Source organism: Streptomyces sp. NPDC047043, from assembly GCF_040644055.1.
Classification (GTDB): domain Bacteria; phylum Actinomycetota; class Actinomycetes; order Streptomycetales; family Streptomycetaceae; genus Streptomyces.
The window spans coordinates 55,512-75,440 of sequence record NZ_JBEYVO010000029.1 but is presented as its reverse complement, the minus strand read 5'-3'; the positions used below and the strand labels follow the sequence as shown (position 1 = coordinate 75,440).

The following is a 19,929-nucleotide window of genomic DNA, read 5'->3' as shown; positions in this document are numbered from 1 at the left end:
AGCGGTGACCGCGACCAACGTCCCGCAGCAGCAGGCCGAGCCGATGACCGCGCCCGTAGCCGACGACAGCGTTGCCATCGCCCGCCGGGCCCCCCTCGCGCGCGGCTACCGCTTCGAACTGGTCAAGCTGGTCTCCCAGTGGCGCGTCCGGCTGCTGGTTCTCGCCTGTTGGATCGCGCCGGCGGTCTTCGTCGCCGGGGTGAGCCGGCAGAGCACCCTCCCGAGCGACACCCTCTTCGGCCGCTGGATGCACGCCACGGGCTGGGCCGGACCGCTGGTGATGCTCGGTTTCGGTGGCACCTGGGCGCTCCCGCTGCTGACCTCGCTGGTCGCCGGCGACGTGTTTGCCGCCGAGGACCGACTCGGCACCTGGCGGCATCTGCTGGTGGCGGTCCGGTCGCCGAGGCGGATCTTCGTGGCGAAGTCACTGGCCAGCCTCACCGTCATCCTGCTGCTGGTGGCCGGACTGGCCTGTTCCAGTGCCGCCGGCGGGCTCGTCTCGGTCGGCAGCCAGCCGCTGGTCGGCCTCGACGGCCACCTCCTGGCGCCCGGTGACGCCGCCGGCCGGGTCCTGCTCGCCTGGGTCTGCGCCCTCGCCCCCACTCTGGCCCTCGCCGCCATCGGACTGCTCGGGTCCGTCGCGCTGGGCCGGTCCTCGATGGGTCTGCTGCTTCCTCCGCTCGTCGCGCTCGGCATGCAGGTCGCCCAGATGCTGCCGCTGCCCGTCGCCGTACGACTCGCCCTGCCCGGCTACGCCTTCATCTCCTGGAACGGCCTGTTCACCAGCCCCACGCAACTCGGCCCGCTCCTGATCGGCATCGCGGTCAGCCTCGTGTGGGCCGTGCTCGCGACCGCGCTGGCCTATCTCCTGTTCGTACGGAGGGACTTCACCAACCCGGCCTACGACGGCTCCGGGCGCCGCGCGATCACCGTCGGACTGATCCCGCTCGCCGCACTGACCGCGCTCACCGTGGCGGTGATCGCCGTGGCGACCCCGTCCATGGGCTCCGGCATCAAGCAGGACAAGGTCCAGCACTCCCTCGCCACGGCCTTCGCCCACCTCTACCGCCTGCAGACCGAGCAGCTCCACCGCCCCGCCGTCACCGAGGCGCAACTGCGGGCCACGGCGGCATGCACCAAGAGCGACGGCCGGGGCGCCCAGGAAGGTGCGGGCAACGACTGGCGGTGCGTCGTCACCTGGCATCTCCCGAGCAGCGCCGTGGCGGGACAGGCCATCTATCAGCTCGACGTCGGCTCGGACGGGCGGTTCGTGGCCGACGGCGACGGACCGAAGGAAGTCAACGGCTACTTCCTGGTCCGGACTTCGACCGGGGACGCCCCAAACCCCCTTTGGCAGTTCGACGGCAACGTCGAGCTGCTCGACACCACCTCGAAGGGATAAGTCCATGCAGGTGACACGGCAGCGCCGGGTGAACGAGAAGGAGCAGGTCAACCTCTTCGGCAGACGCGTCGGCCGTCGCGCTCTGCTGGTCACGGCGGGCATCACGGTCGCCCTCGGAGTGACGGGCACCGCGGTCGCCTCGACGTGGCAGTTCGGCACCCAGCAGGTCGCCCAGGAGACCTCCAACGGCCAGGTCATCTCCAGCGACCAGTACATCAAGCCCTACGGCAGCCGCACCGTCGTCAACGACGGCAAGATCATGTCGTCGACGGTCAGCCCGGACGGCACCCACCTCGCGGCCTCGGTCGCCGACGGCGACGCGTCGCTGGTGATCATGGACCTCGCGACCGGTCAGGTGAAGCAGAAGGTCGGCACCAACGCAGCCGACGACCTGCGCATCAAGACCGGTTCCGTCGGCCAGGAGGGCCCGGCCTACTCGCCCGACGGCTCGCAGCTGTGGCTCGGCCAGACCGACGGCTACACCAAGTTCACCGTGGGCGCGGACGGCACCCTCTCCAGCCCGGTGACCGTTCCGATCCCGGCCGACGGCACCAAGCACGCGCTCGTGGGTGCTGCGGTGTTCTCGGCCGACGGCTCCACCGTGTACTCCGCGGTCAACGGCCAGAACCGGGTGGTCGCCATCGACGCGGCGACCGGAACCCTCAAGCAGAGCTGGACAGTCGGTACCGCCCCCCGCGGCATCGCCCTGGTCGGCGACATGCTCTACGTCAGCAACGAGGGCGGGCGCCCGGCCAAGGCCGGCGACACCACCATGAACTCCTACGGCACCGATGTGCCGGCCAACCCGGACACCGGCGCCGCCACCAGCGGCACGGTCAGCGTCATCGACACCGCGGACCCGTCCGCCGCCGTCGGCAGCATCGACGTGGGTCTGCACCCGACCGAGGTGTACGCCAAGAAGGGCGCGGTGTTCGTCACCAACACCGCCGACAACAGCGTCTCGGTCATCGACACGGCCAAGGACAAGGTCGTACAGACCATCGCCACCCAGCCGTGGCCCGAGGCCTCGGTCGGCTACGAGCCCAACGCCGTGACGCTCACCGACGACAACCGCCTCCTGGTGACGCTCGGCCGCGCCAACGCCGTCGCCGTCTACCGCTACACCTCCCCGCAGCAGCCGGCCCGCTACATCGGCCTGCTCCCCACGGACTACTTCCCCTCGGGCATCGCCACCGTCGGCAAGAACGTCGTCGTCTCCAACACCCGCGGCATCGACGCCCGCCGCCCCACCGCCGCCGGCGGCCACAACACCCACGACACCACGTCGAGCCTGACCCAGTTCACGCTGCCCGACGACAGTGTCGTCAGGTCCCAGACGGCCAAGGTCTTCAAGCAGAACGGCTGGACGCCCGGCTCGGTCACGACGGCCAAGGGCAAGAGCCACGCGAAGGCGCTGCCGGTCCCGGTGCGGCTCGGCGACCCCTCGACGATCAAGCACGTCTTCCTGCTCGTCAAGGAGAACCGGACCTATGACCAGGTCTTCGGCGACCTGCCGCAGGGCGACGGCGACCCGTCGGTCACGACCTTCGGCGAGAACGTGACGCCCAACCAGCACGCGCTGGCCGAGCAGTTCGGGCTCTACGACAACTTCTACGACGTCGGCACCAACTCCGCCGAGGGCCACAACTGGCTGATGCAGTCGGACAACCCGGAGTACACCGAGTCCTCGGCCGGTGAGTACCAGCGCAGCTACGACACCGAGAACGACGTGCTGGGCCACCAGAAGACCGGCTTCATCTGGACCGGCGCGCAGGCGGTCGGCAAGTCGGTCAAGGACTTCGGCGAGTTCCAGTCCTTCGAGAGCAAGCCGGCCGGCGCGACCTGGCAGAACCTGTACTGCGACAGCAAGAACATGGCCGCGACCGGGGCGCAGACCCAGTACCCCATCCAGACCGGCTCGGCGATCCCCTCGCTCAACAAGGTGTCGGTGCAGGGCTTCCCGATGTTCGACCTCGACGTACCGGACATCTACAAGGAACAGATCTGGCAGCAGGACTTCGAGAAGAACGGTCCGGCGAACCTGAACATGTTCTGGTTCTCCAACGACCACACCGGCGGCCCCGCGAACGCGGCCGCCGAGGTCGCCGACAACGACCTCGCGGTCGGCCGGATGGTCGACGAGATCTCGCACAGCAAGTACTGGAAGGACTCGGCGATCTTCGTCGTCGAGGACGACTCCCAGAACGGCCTCGACCACATCGACGGCCACCGCTCCCCGGTCCAGATCATCAGCCCGTACGCCAAGCACGACACCGTCGACAACCACTACTACTCCCAGATCACGATGGTCCGCACCATCGAGCAGATCCTCGGGGTCCACCCGATGAACCAGCTCGACAGCGCCGCCACCCCGATGTACGGGGCGTTCACCCCGAAGGCAGACAACACGCCGTTCACGGCGGTGCCCAACCGCACCTCGCTGACCCTCGGCGTGAGCCCCCAGCCCTCCTGCGGTTCGGACACCCCGGCACCGCAGGACACCAAGGCGGCGGCAGCGCCGACGTCCACCGCGGTCCCGCAGGCCCAGCAGCAGCTCGCGGCGCAGTGGAAGACCTGGGCCTCGCACCAGCGGCTGACCGGCCCGCACGCCGTGCCCGACTACGCCAACCCCGAGCAGATGAACCGCTACACCTGGTACCAGACGCACAACTTCAGCAAGCCGTACCCGGGGGACAAGAAGGTGTACGCGCCCAATGACGTGCCGGGCGCCTACATCCCGTCGCCGGACTCCGACGGCTGACCTGACCTGATCCCGGCAAGGGGTCCCTGGCCGGTGCCACTGCCGGCCAGGGACCCCTTCTGTCCCCCCGACCCAGGCCGCGCCATCGACCCGCTGTTCCTGTCCGAACCGTTGACGGGATGTCATGGCGCGAACAAGCATGAGCTGCGTCCGCATCTGGGAGCGCTCCCACCTTGTTGGGCAGCGTCACCCGTACCTCCGCCCGAGGAGCCCAGACGTGAAACGACGCAGAATCGTCCTGCTGACCCTGACGGCCCTCTTAGGGGCCGCCCTCACCGCGCTTCCGGCCGGCCCGGCCGCCGGCGACGAGGTCGAGCAGCTCAAGAACGGCACCTTCGACACCACCACCGCCCCCTGGTGGACGACCGCCAATGTCACCGCGGGCCTGTCCGACGGGCAGCTGTGCGCCGATGTGCCGGGTGGTACCACCAACCGCTGGGACGCCGCCGTCGGCCAGAACGACGTCACCCTGGTGAAGGGGGAGTCCTACAAGTTCAGCTTCAAGGCGTCCGGTTCGCCCGAGGGGCATGTGGTCCGGGCGATCGTGGGGCTCCAAGTGGCGCCGTACGACACCTACTTCGAGGTGAGCCCGCAGCTGAGCGTCTCCGGGAACACGTACTCCTACACGTTCACCTCGCCCGTCGACACCACCCAGGGCCAGGTCGCCTTCCAGGCCGGCGGCAGCGCGGACGCCTGGCGGTTCTGCATGGACGACGCCTCGCTGCTGGGCGGAGTCCCGCCCGAGGTGTACGAGCCGGACACCGGGCCGCGGGTGCGGGTCAACCAGGTCGCCTATCTGCCGTCCGGCCCGAAGAACGCCACGCTCGTCACCGACGCCACCGCCAAGTTGCCCTGGCAGCTGAGGAATTCGGACGGCGCGACGGTCGCCCACGGCTGGACCGTGCCGCGCGGGGTCGACGTCTCCTCGGGACAGAACGTCCACTCGATCGACTTCGGTGCCTTCCGCAAGCCGGGCAAGGGCTTCACGCTGGTCGCGGACGGGGAGAGCAGCCGGCCGTTCGACATCGGCACCAGCGCCTACGAGCAACTGCGGCTGGACTCGGTGAAGTACTACTACACGCAGCGCAGCGGCATCGCGATCCGCGATGCCTTGCGGCCCGGGTACGGGAGGGCAGCCGGGCATCTCGACGTGGCGCCGAACCGAGGCGATGGCAGCGTCCCCTGCCAGCCCGGCGTGTGCGACTACACCCTGGACGTCACCGGCGGCTGGTACGACGCGGGCGACCACGGCAAGTACGTCGTCAACGGCGGCATCGCCACCTGGGAGCTGCTGAGCACCTATGAGCGCGAACTGCTCGCCCGCACCGGGGAGTCGGAGAAGCTGCGCGACGGCACCCTCGCCATCCCGGAGAGCGGCAACAAGGTGCCCGACATCCTCGACGAGGCCCGCTGGGAGCTGGAGTTCCTGCTGAAGATGCAGGTCCCGGACGGGCGGCCGCTGGCCGGCATGGCCCACCACAAGATCCACGACGAGCAGTGGACCGGCCTGCCCCTGCTGCCCAGCGACGACCCGCAGAAGCGTGAACTGCACCCACCGTCCACCCAGGCGACCCTCAACTTGGCGGCGACCGCCGCCCAGGCGGCCCGCCTGTACCGGCCCTACGACGGCGCATTCGCGGCCAGGGCGCTGACGGCCGCCCGCAAGGCCTGGACGGCAGCGCTCGCCCACCCCGAGATGTACGCCTCTGCCAGTGACGGCACCGGAGGCGGCACCTACGACGACGCCAACGCGACCGACGAGTTCTACTGGGCGGCGGCGGAGCTGTATCTCACCACCGGGGAGAAGCAGTTCGCGGACCACGTCCTCAACTCCCCGGTGAACACGGCCGACATATTCGGCAGCCTCGGCTTCGACTGGGGAAGGACCGCCGCGGCGGGCCGCCTCGACCTGGCCACCGTGCCGAGCCGGCTGCCCGGCCGGGACAGCCTGCGCCACTCGGTCGTCAAGGGCGCCGACCGCTACCTGGCCACACTGCAGGCACAGCCCTACGGCATGCCGTACGCGCCCGACGGCAACATCTACGACTGGGGCTCCAGTCACCAGATCCTCAACAACGCGGTCGTCCTAGCGACGGCCTACGACATCACGGGCGGCTCGAAATACCGGGACGGCGCGGTGCAGAGCATGGACTACATCCTCGGCCGCAACGCGCTGAACATCTCCTACGTGACCGGCTACGGCGAGGTCAACTCCCACAACCAGCACAGCCGTTGGTACGCCCACGAGCTCGATCCGAACCTGCCCGGTCCGCCGAACGGCACGCTGGCCGGCGGTCCGAACTCGTCCATCCAGGACCCCTACGCACAGAGCAAACTCCAGGGCTGCGTCGGCCAGTTCTGCTACATCGACGACATCCAGTCCTGGTCGACCAACGAGACCGCGATCAACTGGAACGCGGCCCTGGCCCGGATGTCGTCCTTCGTGGCCGATCAGGGCTGACGGCCGCTACGCTCCGGCCCACTTGCGCAGCAGCGCCTCGCGCTCCTCGCGGCGCGGGGTGCCGTCCGCGGCGTGATCGCGGCCCCAGGCGAGCAGCTCACCGACCGTCGAGACACGGTCGGTGAGCCGTTCCAGAACCGCGCGGGAGAGGTCGTACTCGACCGGTGTGTAGATGCCGCCGACGGCGGGGGAGTAGACGCTCACCTCCTCGGTGCCGTCGACGGTGTCCACCCGCACGGTGAAGGCCGGCGGGAGCACCCCGTCACCGGTCACCAGCACGAGCACCGAGTCCAGGGCCATGGAGGCCAGCCGCCGTCCGGTCGAGCGCACGGCCACGTCGGCGGCCTCGATCCGCCGTACCTTCTCCCAGCCCCAGGACGAGCCGTGGTCGAGCCCGAGGGTCTCGACGCCGTCCCCCGTCAGCCTGACCCCGGACGCGGCACCGACGGCCTCGGCCCCCACGTACACACAGTCATCGGTGAACCAGAACAGCCCGACCATGGTCATCGGTGCCTCCCCCAACGGTGCCGACGGGCGAACGCCGGTACGCCGCCCGGGTGTCGGTGTGTGAGACGGCCCGCACCCCCTAGCGGTTGCGCCCCCTTGAGGCGTCACTGCTGCTCGTGCTCCACGAGTTCCCGGGGACGCTCGTGCGCGGTCAGGGTGTGCAACTCGGCCTGGCTGAGCGGCTGGTGCACCTCGACGTACTCGCCGTGCGGCAGTCGCTTGATCAGGCCGGTCTCCCGGCCGTGCAACACCAGCTCCCGGTCCCGGAGCTGGAGGCCGAGGCAGATACGGCGGGTGACGACGAAGACGATCGCGGGCAGGACGAAGACCGCCACACGGACTGTCCAGGTGACCGTGTTGATCGACAGGTGGAGGCGGGTGGCGACGATGTCGTTGCCGCCGCCCGCCAGCAGGATCAGGTAGAGGCTGATCCAGGCCGCGCCGATCGCCGTGCGGTTCGGGCGGTTGCGGGGGCGGTCCAGGAGGTGGTGTTCGCGCTTGTCGCCCGTCACCCGGGACTCCAGGAACGGGTAGACGCCGATGAAGACCAGCAGCAGCGGGAAGACCACGACCGGTATCAGCACGCCCAGGACCAGCGTGTGGCCCCACAGCGTGATCTCCCAGCCCGGCATCACACGGACCAGGCCCTCCGCGAAGCCCAGGTACCAGTCGGGCTGGGCGCCCGTGGAGACCTGGTCGGGGCGGAAGGGGCCGTACACCCAGACCGGGTTGATCGTCGCCACCGCTGCGATCAGGCTCAGGGCGCCGAAGACCAGGAAGAAGAAGCCGCCCGCCTTCGCCAGGTACACCGGAATGAACGGGGTTCCTATGACATTGCGTTCGGTCCGCCCGGGCCCCGCGAACTGCGTGTGCTTGTGGTACACGACCAGGATGAGGTGCGCCACGACGAGCGCGGCCATGATGCCGGGGATCACCAGGATGTGCAGCGAGTAGAAGCGGGCCACGATGTCGTGGCCGGGAAACTCCCCGCCGAACAGGAACATCGACAGGTACGTCCCGACGATCGGCACCGACAGCAGGGCGCCGTTGACGAAGCGCAGCCCTGTGCCCGACAGCAGGTCGTCCGGCAGCGAGTAGCCGAACAGACCTTCGAACAGGCCGAGGAACAGCAGCGTCCAGCCGAACAGCCAGTTGATCTCACGGGGCTTGCGGAACGACCCGGTGAAGAAGTGCCGCATCATGTGCGTCACCATCCCGGCGACGAACACCAGCGCCGCCCAGTGGTGCAGCTGCCGGATCAGCAGCCCGCCGCGCACGTCGAAGCTGATGTCGAGCGTGGAGGCGTACGCCTCGGACATCCGCACGCCGTTGAGCGGCACGTAACTGCCGTGGTACGTCACCTCGTTCATCGACGGATGGAAGAACAGGGTGAGATAGACACCGGTCAGGATCAGCACGACGAAGCTGTACAGGCAGATCTCGCCGAGCAGGAACGACCAGTGGTCCGGGAAGACCTTGCGCAGGTACTTCCTGCCGAGCGTGTGGATGCCCAGGCGGCCGTCGAGCCAGTCGGCGACACGCTCGCCCCTGCCGGGGGTCTCCGTGGCGGTCACTTCGCCTCCTCCTCGTCCTTGTGCACATGCGTGAGCTTGTCGGGGTTGGTGACGATGTAGACGTCGGACACCCGGTCGCCCTCGGGCGTGAGGTCCATGACCATCACGGCGTACGGGGAGTCGCCCTGGAAGAGCACGGCCGCGTCGTCGCCGTTGACGCGGCGGTAGTGCAGGTCCATGACCGGGGCGCCGCGTCGGGCCGCGTACGAGGTGATGAGGCGGGCCGCCTTGTCCCGGCCGTGCACGGGGCGCAGCCCGGCCGGCCTGCGCTTGCCGCCGCCGTCCGTCCACACCGTGACGTCCGGCGCGAGGATCTCCATCAGCGCGGCGATGTCCCCGCCGAGTGCCGCCCGCACGAACCGCTCCGTCGCCTCCCGCCGCACCCGCGGATGCGCCCGGTACAGCGGCCGCCGCGCGTGCACATGGGCCCGCGCGCGATGCGCCAGCTGCCGTACGGCCGCCGGGGTACGGTCGATGATCTCCGCGATCTCGGTGTGGGCGTACCCGAAGACCTCGTTCAGGACGAACACCGCGCGTTCCAGCGGGGTCAGCGACTCCAGGACCACCAGCATCGCCAGCGACACGGACTCGTGGCGCAGCGCCGGATCCTCGGCGCCGGCGTCGTCCGCGACCAGCGGCTCGGGCAGCCATGGACCGACGTACGTCTCGCGACGGCGGCCGATCGCGGCCCGGCGCTGCAGCGCGTGGTTGACGGCGATCCGGACGAGATACGCGCGGGGGTTGGTGATTCCGCCGGTGCCGCGGCCGGTCCACGACAGCCATGTCTCCTGCAGCACGTCCTCGGTGTCGGAGACGCTGCCGAGCATGTTGTAGACGAGGCCGAACAGCAGCTCCCGATGCTCCATGAAGACATCGGTCGCCTCGTCGGCGACAGGACGTGCCGAGCTTTCCGTCATGTGTGGGCCTCCCCGGTGCCGCGCTCAAAGCTTCGAGGCCTCCAGGGGGTGCGAATGTGACACCGGGTGGGCGAAATGTGACGTAGCTCTCAGGGAAGCGTGGTCGCGTCACACCCGTCGTCCGCGCCGGCCTCTTGAACGCGAGACCGACGCAAGGAGACGAGCAATCCGATGAGCATCGACTTCACCGCCATGTACGCATCGCACGACGCCTTCCGGCGCGACCTGGAACGGCTCGCGCAGGCCGTCGCCGACGGCCGGGCGGACGCGCCCGGCGTCCGGGCCGGCTGGGAGAACTTCAAGCGCCAGCTGCACATCCACCACACCGCCGAGGACAGCGACCTGTGGCCGCGGGTGCGCGAGCGCGTCGCCGGGCGCCCCCGCGATCTGGCCCTGCTCGACGACATGGAGGCCGAGCACTCCCGCATCGACCCGCTGCTCGACGCCGTCGACACCGCACTGGCCGACGGTGCGCCCGAACTGCCCGACCTCGTACGGGCGTTGGCGGCGACACTCGACGACCACCTCAAGCACGAGGAGGACAGCGCCCTGCCGCTGATGCAGGAGGTCCTCACGGCCGCCGACTGGGGCGCCTTCACCGGCCGCATGCGCGAGGTCCAAGGTCTGCGCGGAGCCTCGGTGTTCGTGCCGTGGATCGTCGACGGCGCTCCGGCGGCGGACCGTGCGGCTTTCCTTGGCACCATGCCGCCGCCCGTCCGCGTACTCAACCGCCTTTTCTGGCAGGGGAGTTACCGCCGCCGGGGAACGTGGGCAGGTGCCTAGGACGCGTCGTGGAAGACGATGCCCAGTGCGTGCCGGCGGCCGGAGCGCACGGTGCTCACCCCGTGCCGCATCGCTCCGGCCGACCAGCCCCGCTTGGTGCGCACCGGCCGGTCACGCGTGGTGAACACCAGGCCGTGACCCTGCCGCAGCGCGGTCGCGGTGCCCCGGGACTGGGCCCTGGGCCGCTGCTCGACCATCAGGAACTCGCCGCCGGTGTAGTCGGCGCCGTACTCGTCGAGGCCCACGACCACCTGGAGCGGGAAGACCATGTCGCCGAACACGTCGCGGTGCAGCGCGTTCCAGTCGCCCTCGGTGTAGTGCAGCAGGATCTGCGCCGAGCGGTCCTGCCCGGCCGCATGACACCGCTCCAGCCACTCCTCGAGGGAGTCCGGCCAGGGTGCCGGGCGGCCGAGCCGGGCCGCCCAGTCGCGGGCGACCGGCAGCAGCCGCGGATACAGGGCGGCGCGCAGGGCGGCCACCGGAGCCGGCAGGTCGTGGGTGAAGTACCGGTACTCGCCGGATCCGAAGCGGTGCCTCGCCATGTCCACCGTGGTCCGGAACAGCTCCGGCTTCTCGTACAGCGCGGCCAGGTCGCGGCACTCGGTCGGCGTCAGCAGCCGTCCCGTCGGCGCGCTGCCGAGCAGGTCCAGCTCGGCGGCCAGGGCGGGCCAGTCGGTCTCGGCGACCCGCTCGCGGGCCTGGGCGGAGGTGGGAGTCATGACGGCTCCCGCCCTCACACCAGCATCGGCTGCAGCGCACCCTCGTGCGTGAGCAGCCGCACCTTGCGCTCGACGCCACCCGCGTACCCGCGCATCGAACCGTCGGCCCCGATCACACGGTGGCACGGGCGGACGATCAGCAGCGGGTTGGAGCCGATCGCCGCACCCACGGCCCGGATCTCGGCCGGCGGCACGTCCAGCCGCCGGGCGAGCTCCCCGTACGTCGTCGTGCTGCCGTACGCGACCTCGTCGAGCGCCCGCCACACGCGCTGCTGGAACTCCGTCCCGTCCGGGGCCAGTTCGAGCTCGAAGCGGGTGAGCCGGCCCGCGAAGTACGCGGACAGCTGACGGGCCGCCTCGGCGAACGCCGCGTCGTCGCGTCGCCATCCGGGGCGGACGACAGGCGCGTTGCGCTGCGCCGGCATGGAGAGTGAGGTGAGGGTGGTCCCCTCGCCCACGAGAAGCAGTTCACCCACCGGGCTGTTGATCTTCGTGTACGTCGTCATGGCTCCAGTCTGCTGCGCCGGGGCGGCCGGAACCGGCGGGAATCGGACATGGTCCTCGGCCGGGGCGAGCATCGGTCGGTACCGTAGAAAAGCAGCTATGACCAGCAGGTATTTACGAGTAAGTACCTCGGCGGTACCGTGAAGGCATGCCAGCTCTGAATGTGGAGTTCAGCGACCGCGAGCTCGAGGACCTGCGGCAGATCGCCAAGGAACGCGGTACGTCTATGAAGGCGCTCGTGCGTGAGGCCGCAGCGGCCGACATAGCCCGGCACCGTGCGCTGCAGGAAGGCGCGGAGGCGTTCCGCCGCTTCTTCGCGTCCCACGCCGACGAGTTCGCGGCTGCCTTCCCCGAGGACGAACCGGCGCACAGCGGCGAGGGGCGGGTCGCCTGACCGATGGCACCCGTCATCCATATCGACGTGCCCTGGCTGCTGCAGCGCCACGAAGAGGTCCTGCCGGAGCAGCCCACCATCAACGACTTCTCGGCGCTGGTCGCCGCCGTCGCCCGCCATCGCGTCGACCCGCCCCGGCTGGGCGTGGACTCCGACCCGGCCTGGCGGGCCGCCGCCCTGCTGCACACCCTCGCCCTGCTCAAGCCCCTGCCGGCGGCCAACGCCCGGTTCGCCTGCGCGACCGCCATGGCGTACATGTTCGTGAGCGGCGTCGGCATCGACCCGCCCTACGGAGCCCTCGTGGACCTCGCCCGCGACCTGATCTCCGGCAAGACCGACGTCTACGGCGCCGCCGACCGACTGCGCTCCTGGCAGATCTGAGGGCCCTCGTCTCCCGTGCATGCCGACCCGCCCTCGGGGCCGCCGACCGAGGGCGGGAGGAACAAGGTCGGCGGCCCGTGAGGCGCAGGAGAGCCGCCGTCCTGCGCATGGCCTCCGAGAAGGGCCGGTACCCAGTGCACTACGGGGTGGTGCACGCCGGGAGCGTGCGCGGTGCTCCGGCGCGTGCGCCTGTTTCACACGGGGCGCATGGAATGGCGAAAGGTCCTGCGGGTGAGGCGAGTTGCCGCCGTTTCTGACCAACTTTCAAAGAGGCGGATGTTGCCCAAGTGCCTTGTTGGTCATGAGTGTGTTGTGCAAGGGTGAACTACCCGTGCGGGGGGTGTAATGGCCGGGTGTCGTTCGCCCTATGGGGATCCGGGTCCGATGGACGTACCTGAATTCACGCCCTCCTGATTTGTGCCATGCGCGTGGGAAGGAATCCGCTCAGTGCCCACCCCCCACCCCCCTCGTCCTCCTTACCCGCCGCCCGGCGGGGTTCCCGGAGAATCCGACGAGAACGTCGCCGCCCGGCTCCGGGGCCGACCCGACGGCGAGATCGCTCATGCCGTCGCGCTGCTCATGGCGCGGCACTGGCAGCCGGCCCGCGACTACGCGGGCATTTGCCTCGCCTCCCCGGCCGACGTCGCCTCGATGGTGACGGCGGCCGCGTTCCACCAGGTCCTCGACCGGCTGGCGCTGGGCGAGCAGGCCCTCGCGCTGCGGCCCCGGCTCCTGGTGGCCGTCCGGGAGACGGTTCGGGTGTGGTCCGCGGAGGACCGAATATCGAGTGTTCTGCCGGAGTTGGAGAAACCCTCCGGCGGCCGCGGTATGCGTACGACGAAGTCCATGACGCCCGAAAATCGCAAGCTGGCCGAGCGTTCATTCCAGGGCCTTCCCGGACTTGCGCGGTGTTTGCTGTGGCACACCGAGGTCGAGGCGGAGTCGATATCCGTTCCCGCCGGTCTGCTCGGCATGGATACCGACACCGCGTCGGCCGCACTCGAACAGGCGCGTGAAAAATTCCGCGAGGGTTGTGTACATGCTCATCGGGAACTCGCGCCGACCAAGGATTGCCGGTTCTACAACCGCCTCCTCGATGTTCCGATTCGCCGGGGCGGGGCGCTGCTGCCGGATGTCCAGCAGCATCTGTCCCAGTGCCGCTACTGCCGTTTCGCCGCCGAGCAACTGAGCCATTTCGAGGGCGGGTTGGGGATGCTCCTCGCCGAGGCGGTGCTCGGCTGGGGCGCCCGCCGCTACCTCGAATCCCGCCCGGGCCGTACGAGTGGGCCGACGCGTACCCGGAGCTCCTCCCGGCACGGCGGCGGCCGCCCGCGCATCCTGCCCCGCCTCGCCCTGCCCGGCCGCCGGCCGCCGGGGGCGCCGCGGAACTCGCGGGCGCTGCTGACCGGGGTGGGCGTCGCCTCCGCCGGGCTGATCGCCACGTTCGTCGTCGCCGGCCTGTGGTCCCAGGACGACGGCGTCGACCCGGCCGCCTCGAACAGTGCGAGTGACGGCGCGACACCGGGCGTCGGCTCCCAGTCCTCGCCGGGCACCGCCCAACTCCCCACCGCACCCGGGCAGTCGAGGCTGCGCAACGCCGCCGCCGACCTGTGCCTCGACATCAAGGGCGAGGTGAAGGCCGGCGCCGGCACCGAGCTCGCGGCGTGCTCCAACTCCCGGACCCAGCAGTGGTCGTACGAGAGCGACGGGCTGGTGCGCAGCGAGGCGGACTCCGAGCTGTGCCTGGACTCGCATGTGGACGCCGGTGTGGTCGTCCTCGGCAAGTGCGCCGGGGAGAAGGCCAAGCGGGGCGACGACGTGCGCTACGACCTCACCGTGCAGGGGGAGTTGCTGCCCCGCTGGGACGAGCAGCTCGCCCTCGCCACCACCGGCGACGAGCCGGGCGCCGACATCGTCGTCAAGGTCCGCGACCGCTCCGCGGCCCAGCGCTGGCTGGCCGACCCGGCCGCATCGGCCACCCCGGGCTCGCTGTCGATCACGGGGACGCAGACCCCGGCCGCCCGTTCCGTGCGGTTGTCGGAGCAGGCCACCTGAGGCAGGGCCGGTCCACCGGACCGGCCCTGGTTCAGCTCACGACGTCCCGAGGCTGCCCGCCCGCCAGGAAGTCCGCCACGTTCTGCACGGCGGCCAGCGCGATGCGGATCAGCGTCTCGCGGGTGACCCCGCCGACGTGCGGCGAGAGCACCACGTTCGGGGCCTTGAGCAGGCGCAGGGCCGGGGTGGGCGGCTCGGGGTCGAAGACATCGACGCCCGCCCCGGCCAGGGCGCCCTTCTCCAGCGCGTCCGCGAGGGCGTCCTGGTCGATCATCGCGCCCCGCGCCGTGTTGATCACGAACGCCGTCGGCTTGAGCAGCGCGAGCCGCTCGGCGTTCAGCAGATGCCGGGTCTCGTCGGTGAGCGGGGCGTGCAGGGAGACGTAGTCGGCGGTGCGCAGCAGTTCGTCGAGCGGGACGTGCCGGGCGCCGCCGAAGCGGGCCTCCGTCTCCTCGGGCAGCCGCCGGCGGCCGGCGTAGACGATGCTCATGTCGAACGCGGCCGCGCGGCGGGCGACTTCCTGCCCGATCTGACCGAGTCCGACGATGCCGAGCGTCTTGCCGGACAGCTCGGTCAGGGAACGTTGGAGGCGGGGGAGTGCCCAGTCGGCCTCGACGAGCGCGGTGTGCGCGGGGATCAGCTGCTTGGCGAGCGCGAGCATGAGCGCGAAGGTCTGCTCGGCCACGTTCTGCGACTCGGCGCCGCTGGAGCCGATGTTCGCCACCTGCACCCCTCCGGCACGTGCCGCGTCCACGTCGACGTACTCGAAGCCATGGCTCGCGCACTGCACCAGCCTCAACTCCGGGGCGGCGGCGAGGTGTTGGGCGGTCACCGGGGCGAGCGCGGTGATGATCACATGCGCCTCGCGCAGCGCGTCCGGGTTCTCGTCGGCCGCCTCCACGACGGTGACGTTCGCCTCGCCGGGGAAGAGCGTGGCGAGTCCGGCCCCTGCGGCGCGGCCGCCGACGTGCGGGGCGATGACGGCGAGAACGTTCTTCGGGGCAGTGGTCATGCTCAGTCCTCGATGAGGTCGGCGGGGCCGATCGTGGCGGGCGTGGCGTGTCCGGACAGGGCGAGGGTCAGGTCGAACTCGGCCAGCAGGCATCGGATCACGTGCTCGACGCCCGCCTGTCCGTCGAGGCCCAGCCCATAGACGTACGGCCGCCCCACGAGCACCGCCTGCGCGCCGAGTGCCAGCGCCTTGAAGACGTCGGCGCCGGTGCGCACGCCGCTGTCGAACAGCACGGTCAGCCGGTCGCCGACCGCCTCGGCGATCCGGGGAAGCGCGTCGGCGGCGCCCACGGAACCGGCCACCTGACGGCCGCCGTGGTTGGAGACGACCACGCCGTCCATGCCGGCGTCGGCGGCGAGGCGGGCGTCGTCCGGGTGCTGGATGCCCTTCAGGACGATCGGGCCGTCCCAGTTCTCCCGCAGGAACGCCAGGTCCGGCCAGGTCTTGGCGGGGTCCGCGAACATGCCGAGAAAGTGCATCACTGCGGCGTTCGGGTCCTCGGCCGCCGGCTTGGCGAGGCCCGCCTGGAAGGCCGGGTCGGAGAGGTAGTTGGCGGTGCCCACGCCGTGCAGGAACGGCAGATAGGCCTGGTCGAGGTCGCGCGGCCGCCACGCCAGCAGCGGTGTGTCCAAAGTGACGACCAGCGCAGTGAACCCGGCCGCCTTCGCCCGGTTCAGGAAACTCCGGGCCACCTCGACGTCCTTGGGCCAGTACAGCTGGAACCAGCGCTCGGCGTCCCCCATCGCCTCCGCGACCTGCTCCATCGGCGTGCTGGAGGCCGAGGACAGGACGTACGGCATGCCCTGCGCGGCGGCGGCCCGGGCGACCGCGGACTCGGCGTCCGGGTGCATGATCGACAGCACGCCGACCGGCGCCAGCCCCAGCGGGGCGGGCAGCGCGCGGCCCAGTACCTCGACCGACAGGTCCCGCTCGTGCACGTCCCGCAGCATCCGCGGCACGATCCGATGCCGCTCGAGCGCCGCACGGTTCGCGCGCGCCGTGCTGCCGTCGCCCGCGCTGCCCGCCACATAGCCGACCGGTCCGGCGCCGAGACGCTGCTCGGTCAGCTCCTCCAGCCGGGTCAGATCGGTGGGCAGCCGCGGTACGGCCCCCGACATCCCGTTGAGATAGATCTCGTACTGGAAGTCCGCCCAGTGCTTGGCCATCGACACGCCCCGCCTCTCGTCGCTGAGAACGCCCCTGCAGGCCGACCATACCGGCGGGTAGGTCAAGGAGGAGTCAGCGGGAGGCCACCGACTCGCGCAGGACACCGGCCAGTTCGCGCGGCTGCGAGAACATCGGCCAGTGGCCGGTGTTCAGCTCCACCAGCTGCCACAACTCGCCCTTGAGCAGCTCGGCCACGGCGGGCGGCGGCGCATCCCCGTCCAGCAGGCACTTGACGTAGGTGGCGGGCACGTCGCCCGGTGAGCCCTTCAGTACGGCCGGTTCGGTGAGCGTGGCCCCGGGGTGCGGGGTGCCTTCGGACACGATGCGGGCGATCTGCTCGTCGGTCAGGCCCTGTCCCGCGTAGTCGTCGGCGCCCAGGGGCGGCCAGAACCCGTCGTGGTCGTCGATCGAGCGCCGTACGTGGTCGCTGGGCCAGCCGGACAGGAAGGACTCCCCGTCGGAGGGCACGTTCGCGTCGACGTACACGACCCTTCTCAGCCGGTCGCCGAGCCGCTCCGCCGCCTGGCCGACCGGGACGCCGGAGTAGCTGTGGCCGACCAGCACCACGTCCTGCAGGCCGAGGCGCTCCACCTCGTCGACGATGTCCTGGACGTGCGTCTGCTGTCCCGCGGGCAGTGATCTCTTCTCGGCCAGTCCGGACAGGGTCAGGGGATGGGCGTCGTCCCCGGCGGCACGCAGCTCCGCGGCCACCTCGTCCCACGCCCAACCACCCAGCCATGCACCGGCGACCAACACGAAATGAGTCATGCCCGCAACGTAGCCGACGGGTCTGACAAGGCCCCGTCGTCAACTCCCGCGCCCGGTCCCGTGATCGGCGGCACCGGCACCTCGACGGTACGGGCAAGGCGCGCACCCTCGGGCCCGTAGACCGCGCGCGGCTCCGGGAACAGCCGCAGCAGCGTCAGGAACAGCACCGCGGCCACGACCAGCGACAGCGGCAGGCTGATGTCGACGCCGTTCGCCAGATCGCCCAGCGGGCCGACGAACTGGCCGGGGATGTTGGTGAACAGCACGCCGACGACCGCGGACACCCACCACGCGGTCATGCCCCGCCAGTTCCAGCCGTGCGCGAACCAGTAACGGCCGCCGCGCTGACGGCGGTTGAAGACCTGCAGCGCGTCCGGGTCGTACCAGCCGCGCCGGGTGAAGAAGCCCAGCATCATCACGACCATCCACGGCGTGGTGCACGTGATGATCATGGTGGCGAACGTCGAGATCGACTGCACCAGATCCAGCCCGAACCGGCCGATGAAGATGAACGCGATCGACAGCACCCCGACCAGCACCGTGGCCTGCACCCGCGACAGCCGCGGGAACACGGATGAGAAGTCGAGCCCGGTGCCGTACAGCGAGGTCGTCCCCGTCGACATGCCGCCGATCACCGCGAGCAGACACACCGGCAGGAAGTACCAGGTCGGCGAGATCGCAAGCAGCCCGCCCACGAAGTCGGGGGCCGCCGGATCGACGTACTTGGGCGCCTTCGCGGCGATGATGCTCGCGGTCGCCAGGCCGAAGACGAACGGCAGCAGCGTCGCGAGCTGCGACAGGAACGCCGCGCCGACCACCCGGCGGCGCGGGGTGCTCGCCGGGATGTAGCGCGACCAGTCGCCCAGGAACGCCCCGAACGACACCGGGTTCGACAGCACGATCAGCGCCGCGCCGATGAAGGAGGGCCAGAACAGCGACTGCGTCGCCGCGTCCGCGGAGTCCGTGAAGACACCGGCGTACGACGGGTCGAAGTCGCCGCCGAAGGCGATCGCGCCGAGCAGGAAAAGCACGGTCGCCGACGTCACCGCGACCTTGTTGACGAACAGCATGAACCGGAAGCCGTACACGCACACCGCGAGGACCAGCCCGGCGAACAGCGCGTACGCGACGACGTAGGAGAGGTTCGAGCGTTCCAGGCCGAAGAGCCGGTGCGCGCCGCCGACCAGGGCGTCGCCGGAGCTCCACACCGAGATGGAGAAGAAGGCGATCGCGGTCAGCAGCGACAGGAACGAGCCGACCACACGGCCGTGCACCCCGAGGTGGGCGGACGAGGACACCGCGTTGTTGGTGCCGTTGACCGGGCCGAACACCGCCATCGGGCACAGGATCAGCGCACCTGCGACCACCCCGAGCAGCGTGGCCGCGAGGCCCTGCCAGAAGGAGAGCCCGAACAGGATCGGGAAGGCGCCCAGAACGCAGGTGGAGAAGGTGTTCGCGCCGCCGAAGGCGAGCCGGAACAGGTCGAGCGGGGTGGCGGTGCGGTCGGCGTCGGGAATCCGCTCGACGCCGTGCGCCTCGACCTCGGTCAGGGCCGGCGGCGGCGTGGCGGGGGAGGACTGCGGGGGTTGCGAGGACAAGGGGGCTCCAGCGGGGACAGGGCGGTGGAGCGCGGGGTGGCGCGGTGGCGGTGTCGACGGCCGGTCGTCGTCGCGGGGGTGTGCGGGCGGACCGGATGCCGTCCTCTTGCGGGTCTGCCGACGGTACGGCGCGATGCAAGACCCGCACCAGAGGACGGTTCATCCATATCTCGCGCCCTGGGTGTACGAATCCTCCATCACTCCTCGTCCGTCGGCGCATCCTCCGGCTCCGCGTCCGGGCCCTGCGCCCGCACCCGCTGGACGTGTTCGAGGGACTCCCGCAGTTCGGTGAGCCAGTCGTCGGTGTGGCGCTGGACCAGGCGCACGCACCAGGCGAGGGCGTCGCTGCGGCTGCGGGCCACACCGGCGGCGATGAGGGTGTCGAGGACCTGGCGCTCGGGCTGGCGCAGCCGGGTCATCACGGGCGCGGCGACATGCGTGTACAGGGCGCGCTCGCCGCCGCACACCACGCCCCAGGAGACCTTCCGGCGGAACCGGTGTTCGGCCTCGCGGGCCACCTCGATCCGTGCCTCCCGGGTGCGCTCCCGGAACTCCTGGACCCGGCCCTGTATCGCGGCCTCCCGCTCGGCGTCCGAGGCGCCCTCGGCGAGCCGCGGTTCGGGGATGCGGCCGATCACGGTGATCTCCTCGCGGTCCACCGTGAGTTCGACCAGTTCCTCGAAGAGGTCGTCGGGCAGCCGGCCCGAGAACCAGCCGCGCAGCTTCTCTTGTTGCTCTGTCGTAATCATGTAATGACGATTACTCGCCTGCATCATGAACACAAGGGGGTGCGGAGGAGTCAGCCGACAGCTCAACCGGAATGTTTCAGGCCTATTAACGAGGCGGGGAGAACCGGCCACTTGGCTGCTTCGAGCGATCAAGAACCGCTCAGTTCCGGGGTTCGGACGTTCGAACTCCGTAACTTC

At 70.4% G+C, this 19,929-nt stretch carries 17 protein-coding genes; 7 read left to right on the top strand and 10 right to left on the bottom strand.

Annotated elements, in window-relative coordinates; genetic code table 11:
* Positions 1–43 precede the first annotated feature (43 nt).
* The 3 genes from ABZ880_RS37855 to ABZ880_RS37845 all read left to right on the top strand — a co-directional run bounded on the left by ABZ880_RS37855 (position 44) and on the right by ABZ880_RS37845 (position 6,624).
* Positions 44–1,402: an ABC transporter permease gene (locus ABZ880_RS37855; protein ID WP_361273116.1), complete on the top strand. Its 1,359-nt coding sequence runs from the start codon at positions 44–46 to the stop codon at positions 1,400–1,402.
* Positions 1,403–1,406: 4 nt separating this feature from the next.
* Entirely contained in the window at positions 1,407–4,163 is a 2,757-nt protein-coding gene (locus tag ABZ880_RS37850) for a phosphoesterase (protein ID WP_361272846.1), read from the top strand.
* Positions 4,164–4,380: 217 nt separating this feature from the next.
* The gene (locus ABZ880_RS37845; protein ID WP_361272843.1) at positions 4,381–6,624 is read left to right on the top strand and encodes a glycoside hydrolase family 9 protein; all 2,244 of its coding nucleotides are present in this window, start codon (positions 4,381–4,383) and stop codon (positions 6,622–6,624) included.
* Between the two features lie 6 nt (positions 6,625–6,630).
* On the opposite strand, the gene ABZ880_RS37840 is transcribed toward ABZ880_RS37845, so the two are convergent.
* The 3 genes from ABZ880_RS37840 to sigJ all read right to left on the bottom strand — a co-directional run bounded on the left by ABZ880_RS37840 (position 6,631) and on the right by sigJ (position 9,622).
* Complete coding sequence (locus ABZ880_RS37840) at positions 6,631–7,131, bottom strand: hypothetical protein (RefSeq protein ID WP_361272840.1); 501 nt, start codon at positions 7,129–7,131, stop codon at positions 6,631–6,633.
* 104 nt (positions 7,132–7,235) lie between these two features.
* Positions 7,236–8,705 (bottom strand): cytochrome bc complex cytochrome b subunit, encoded by a 1,470-nt coding sequence (locus ABZ880_RS37835; protein WP_361272837.1) that lies wholly within the window; start codon positions 8,703–8,705, stop codon positions 7,236–7,238.
* On the bottom strand, positions 8,702–9,622 hold the full coding sequence (sigJ, locus tag ABZ880_RS37830; RefSeq protein ID WP_361272835.1) for an RNA polymerase sigma factor SigJ: 921 nt from the start codon (positions 9,620–9,622) through the stop codon (positions 8,702–8,704). Before sigJ ends, ABZ880_RS37835 begins: the two co-directional genes overlap by 4 nt.
* 171 nt (positions 9,623–9,793) lie before the next feature.
* On the opposite strand from sigJ, the gene ABZ880_RS37825 reads away from it, so the two are divergent.
* Positions 9,794–10,405, top strand: a complete 612-nt coding sequence (locus ABZ880_RS37825) for a hemerythrin domain-containing protein (protein WP_361272833.1) — start codon at positions 9,794–9,796, stop codon at positions 10,403–10,405.
* Here the strand turns inward: ABZ880_RS37825 and ABZ880_RS37820 are convergent.
* Both ABZ880_RS37820 and ABZ880_RS37815 read right to left on the bottom strand, forming a co-directional pair.
* Entirely contained in the window at positions 10,402–11,124 is a 723-nt protein-coding gene (locus tag ABZ880_RS37820; RefSeq protein WP_361272830.1) for a 2OG-Fe(II) oxygenase, read from the bottom strand. The two genes, ABZ880_RS37825 and ABZ880_RS37820, sit on opposite strands and share 4 nt — an antisense overlap.
* A gap of 14 nt (positions 11,125–11,138) precedes the next feature.
* Positions 11,139–11,630: a methylated-DNA--[protein]-cysteine S-methyltransferase gene (locus ABZ880_RS37815; protein ID WP_361272827.1), complete on the bottom strand. Its 492-nt coding sequence runs from the start codon at positions 11,628–11,630 to the stop codon at positions 11,139–11,141.
* A 146-nt stretch (positions 11,631–11,776) separates the two neighbouring features.
* Between ABZ880_RS37815 and ABZ880_RS37810 the strand changes: the two genes are divergently transcribed.
* From ABZ880_RS37810 to ABZ880_RS37800, 3 genes are all read left to right on the top strand, one after another.
* Positions 11,777–12,022 (top strand): hypothetical protein, encoded by a 246-nt coding sequence (locus tag ABZ880_RS37810; protein ID WP_361272824.1) that lies wholly within the window; start codon positions 11,777–11,779, stop codon positions 12,020–12,022.
* A gap of 3 nt (positions 12,023–12,025) precedes the next feature.
* A complete protein-coding gene (locus ABZ880_RS37805) occupies positions 12,026–12,403 on the top strand; it encodes a toxin Doc (RefSeq protein WP_361272822.1) in 378 nt (125 codons plus the stop codon).
* Between the two features lie 447 nt (positions 12,404–12,850).
* A complete protein-coding gene (locus ABZ880_RS37800) occupies positions 12,851–14,458 on the top strand; it encodes an RICIN domain-containing protein (RefSeq protein ID WP_361272819.1) in 1,608 nt (535 codons plus the stop codon).
* 31 nt (positions 14,459–14,489) lie between these two features.
* Here the strand turns inward: ABZ880_RS37800 and ABZ880_RS37795 are convergent, their stop codons facing one another.
* From ABZ880_RS37795 to ABZ880_RS37775, 5 genes are all read right to left on the bottom strand, one after another.
* Positions 14,490–15,470: an NAD(P)-dependent oxidoreductase gene (locus ABZ880_RS37795; protein ID WP_361272817.1), complete on the bottom strand. Its 981-nt coding sequence runs from the start codon at positions 15,468–15,470 to the stop codon at positions 14,490–14,492.
* Positions 15,471–15,472: 2 nt separating this feature from the next.
* Complete coding sequence (locus tag ABZ880_RS37790; RefSeq protein ID WP_361272814.1) at positions 15,473–16,636, bottom strand: lactate 2-monooxygenase; 1,164 nt, start codon at positions 16,634–16,636, stop codon at positions 15,473–15,475.
* Between the two features lie 73 nt (positions 16,637–16,709).
* The gene (locus ABZ880_RS37785; RefSeq protein ID WP_361272812.1) at positions 16,710–17,405 is read right to left on the bottom strand and encodes an alpha/beta fold hydrolase; all 696 of its coding nucleotides are present in this window, start codon (positions 17,403–17,405) and stop codon (positions 16,710–16,712) included.
* Positions 17,402–19,003, bottom strand: coding sequence for a cytosine permease (locus ABZ880_RS37780; protein WP_361272809.1), 1,602 nt, complete (start codon positions 19,001–19,003; stop codon positions 17,402–17,404). Before ABZ880_RS37780 ends, ABZ880_RS37785 begins: the two co-directional genes overlap by 4 nt.
* Before the next feature lie 197 nt (positions 19,004–19,200).
* Positions 19,201–19,752 (bottom strand): hypothetical protein, encoded by a 552-nt coding sequence (locus ABZ880_RS37775; protein WP_361272807.1) that lies wholly within the window; start codon positions 19,750–19,752, stop codon positions 19,201–19,203.
* Positions 19,753–19,929: the final 177 nt, after the last annotated feature.

Coding starts and splice junctions, on each gene's coding strand:
- ABZ880_RS37820 (WP_361272830.1), bottom strand. CDS start 11,124: ATGACTCCCACCTCCGCCCAGGCCCGCGAGCGGGTCGCCGAGACCGAC.
- ABZ880_RS37810 (WP_361272824.1), top strand. CDS start 11,777: ATGCCAGCTCTGAATGTGGAGTTCAGCGACCGCGAGCTCGAGGACCTG.
- ABZ880_RS37795 (WP_361272817.1), bottom strand. CDS start 15,470: ATGACCACTGCCCCGAAGAACGTTCTCGCCGTCATCGCCCCGCACGTC.
- ABZ880_RS37840 (WP_361272840.1), bottom strand. CDS start 7,131: ATGACCATGGTCGGGCTGTTCTGGTTCACCGATGACTGTGTGTACGTG.
- ABZ880_RS37785 (WP_361272812.1), bottom strand. CDS start 17,405: ATGACTCATTTCGTGTTGGTCGCCGGTGCATGGCTGGGTGGTTGGGCG.
- ABZ880_RS37790 (WP_361272814.1), bottom strand. CDS start 16,636: ATGGCCAAGCACTGGGCGGACTTCCAGTACGAGATCTATCTCAACGGG.
- ABZ880_RS37775 (WP_361272807.1), bottom strand. CDS start 19,752: ATGATTACGACAGAGCAACAAGAGAAGCTGCGCGGCTGGTTCTCGGGC.
- ABZ880_RS37815 (WP_361272827.1), bottom strand. CDS start 11,630: ATGACGACGTACACGAAGATCAACAGCCCGGTGGGTGAACTGCTTCTC.
- ABZ880_RS37855 (WP_361273116.1), top strand. CDS start 44: ATGACCGCGCCCGTAGCCGACGACAGCGTTGCCATCGCCCGCCGGGCC.
- ABZ880_RS37805 (WP_361272822.1), top strand. CDS start 12,026: ATGGCACCCGTCATCCATATCGACGTGCCCTGGCTGCTGCAGCGCCAC.
- ABZ880_RS37825 (WP_361272833.1), top strand. CDS start 9,794: ATGAGCATCGACTTCACCGCCATGTACGCATCGCACGACGCCTTCCGG.
- ABZ880_RS37850 (WP_361272846.1), top strand. CDS start 1,407: ATGCAGGTGACACGGCAGCGCCGGGTGAACGAGAAGGAGCAGGTCAAC.
- sigJ (WP_361272835.1), bottom strand. CDS start 9,622: ATGACGGAAAGCTCGGCACGTCCTGTCGCCGACGAGGCGACCGATGTC.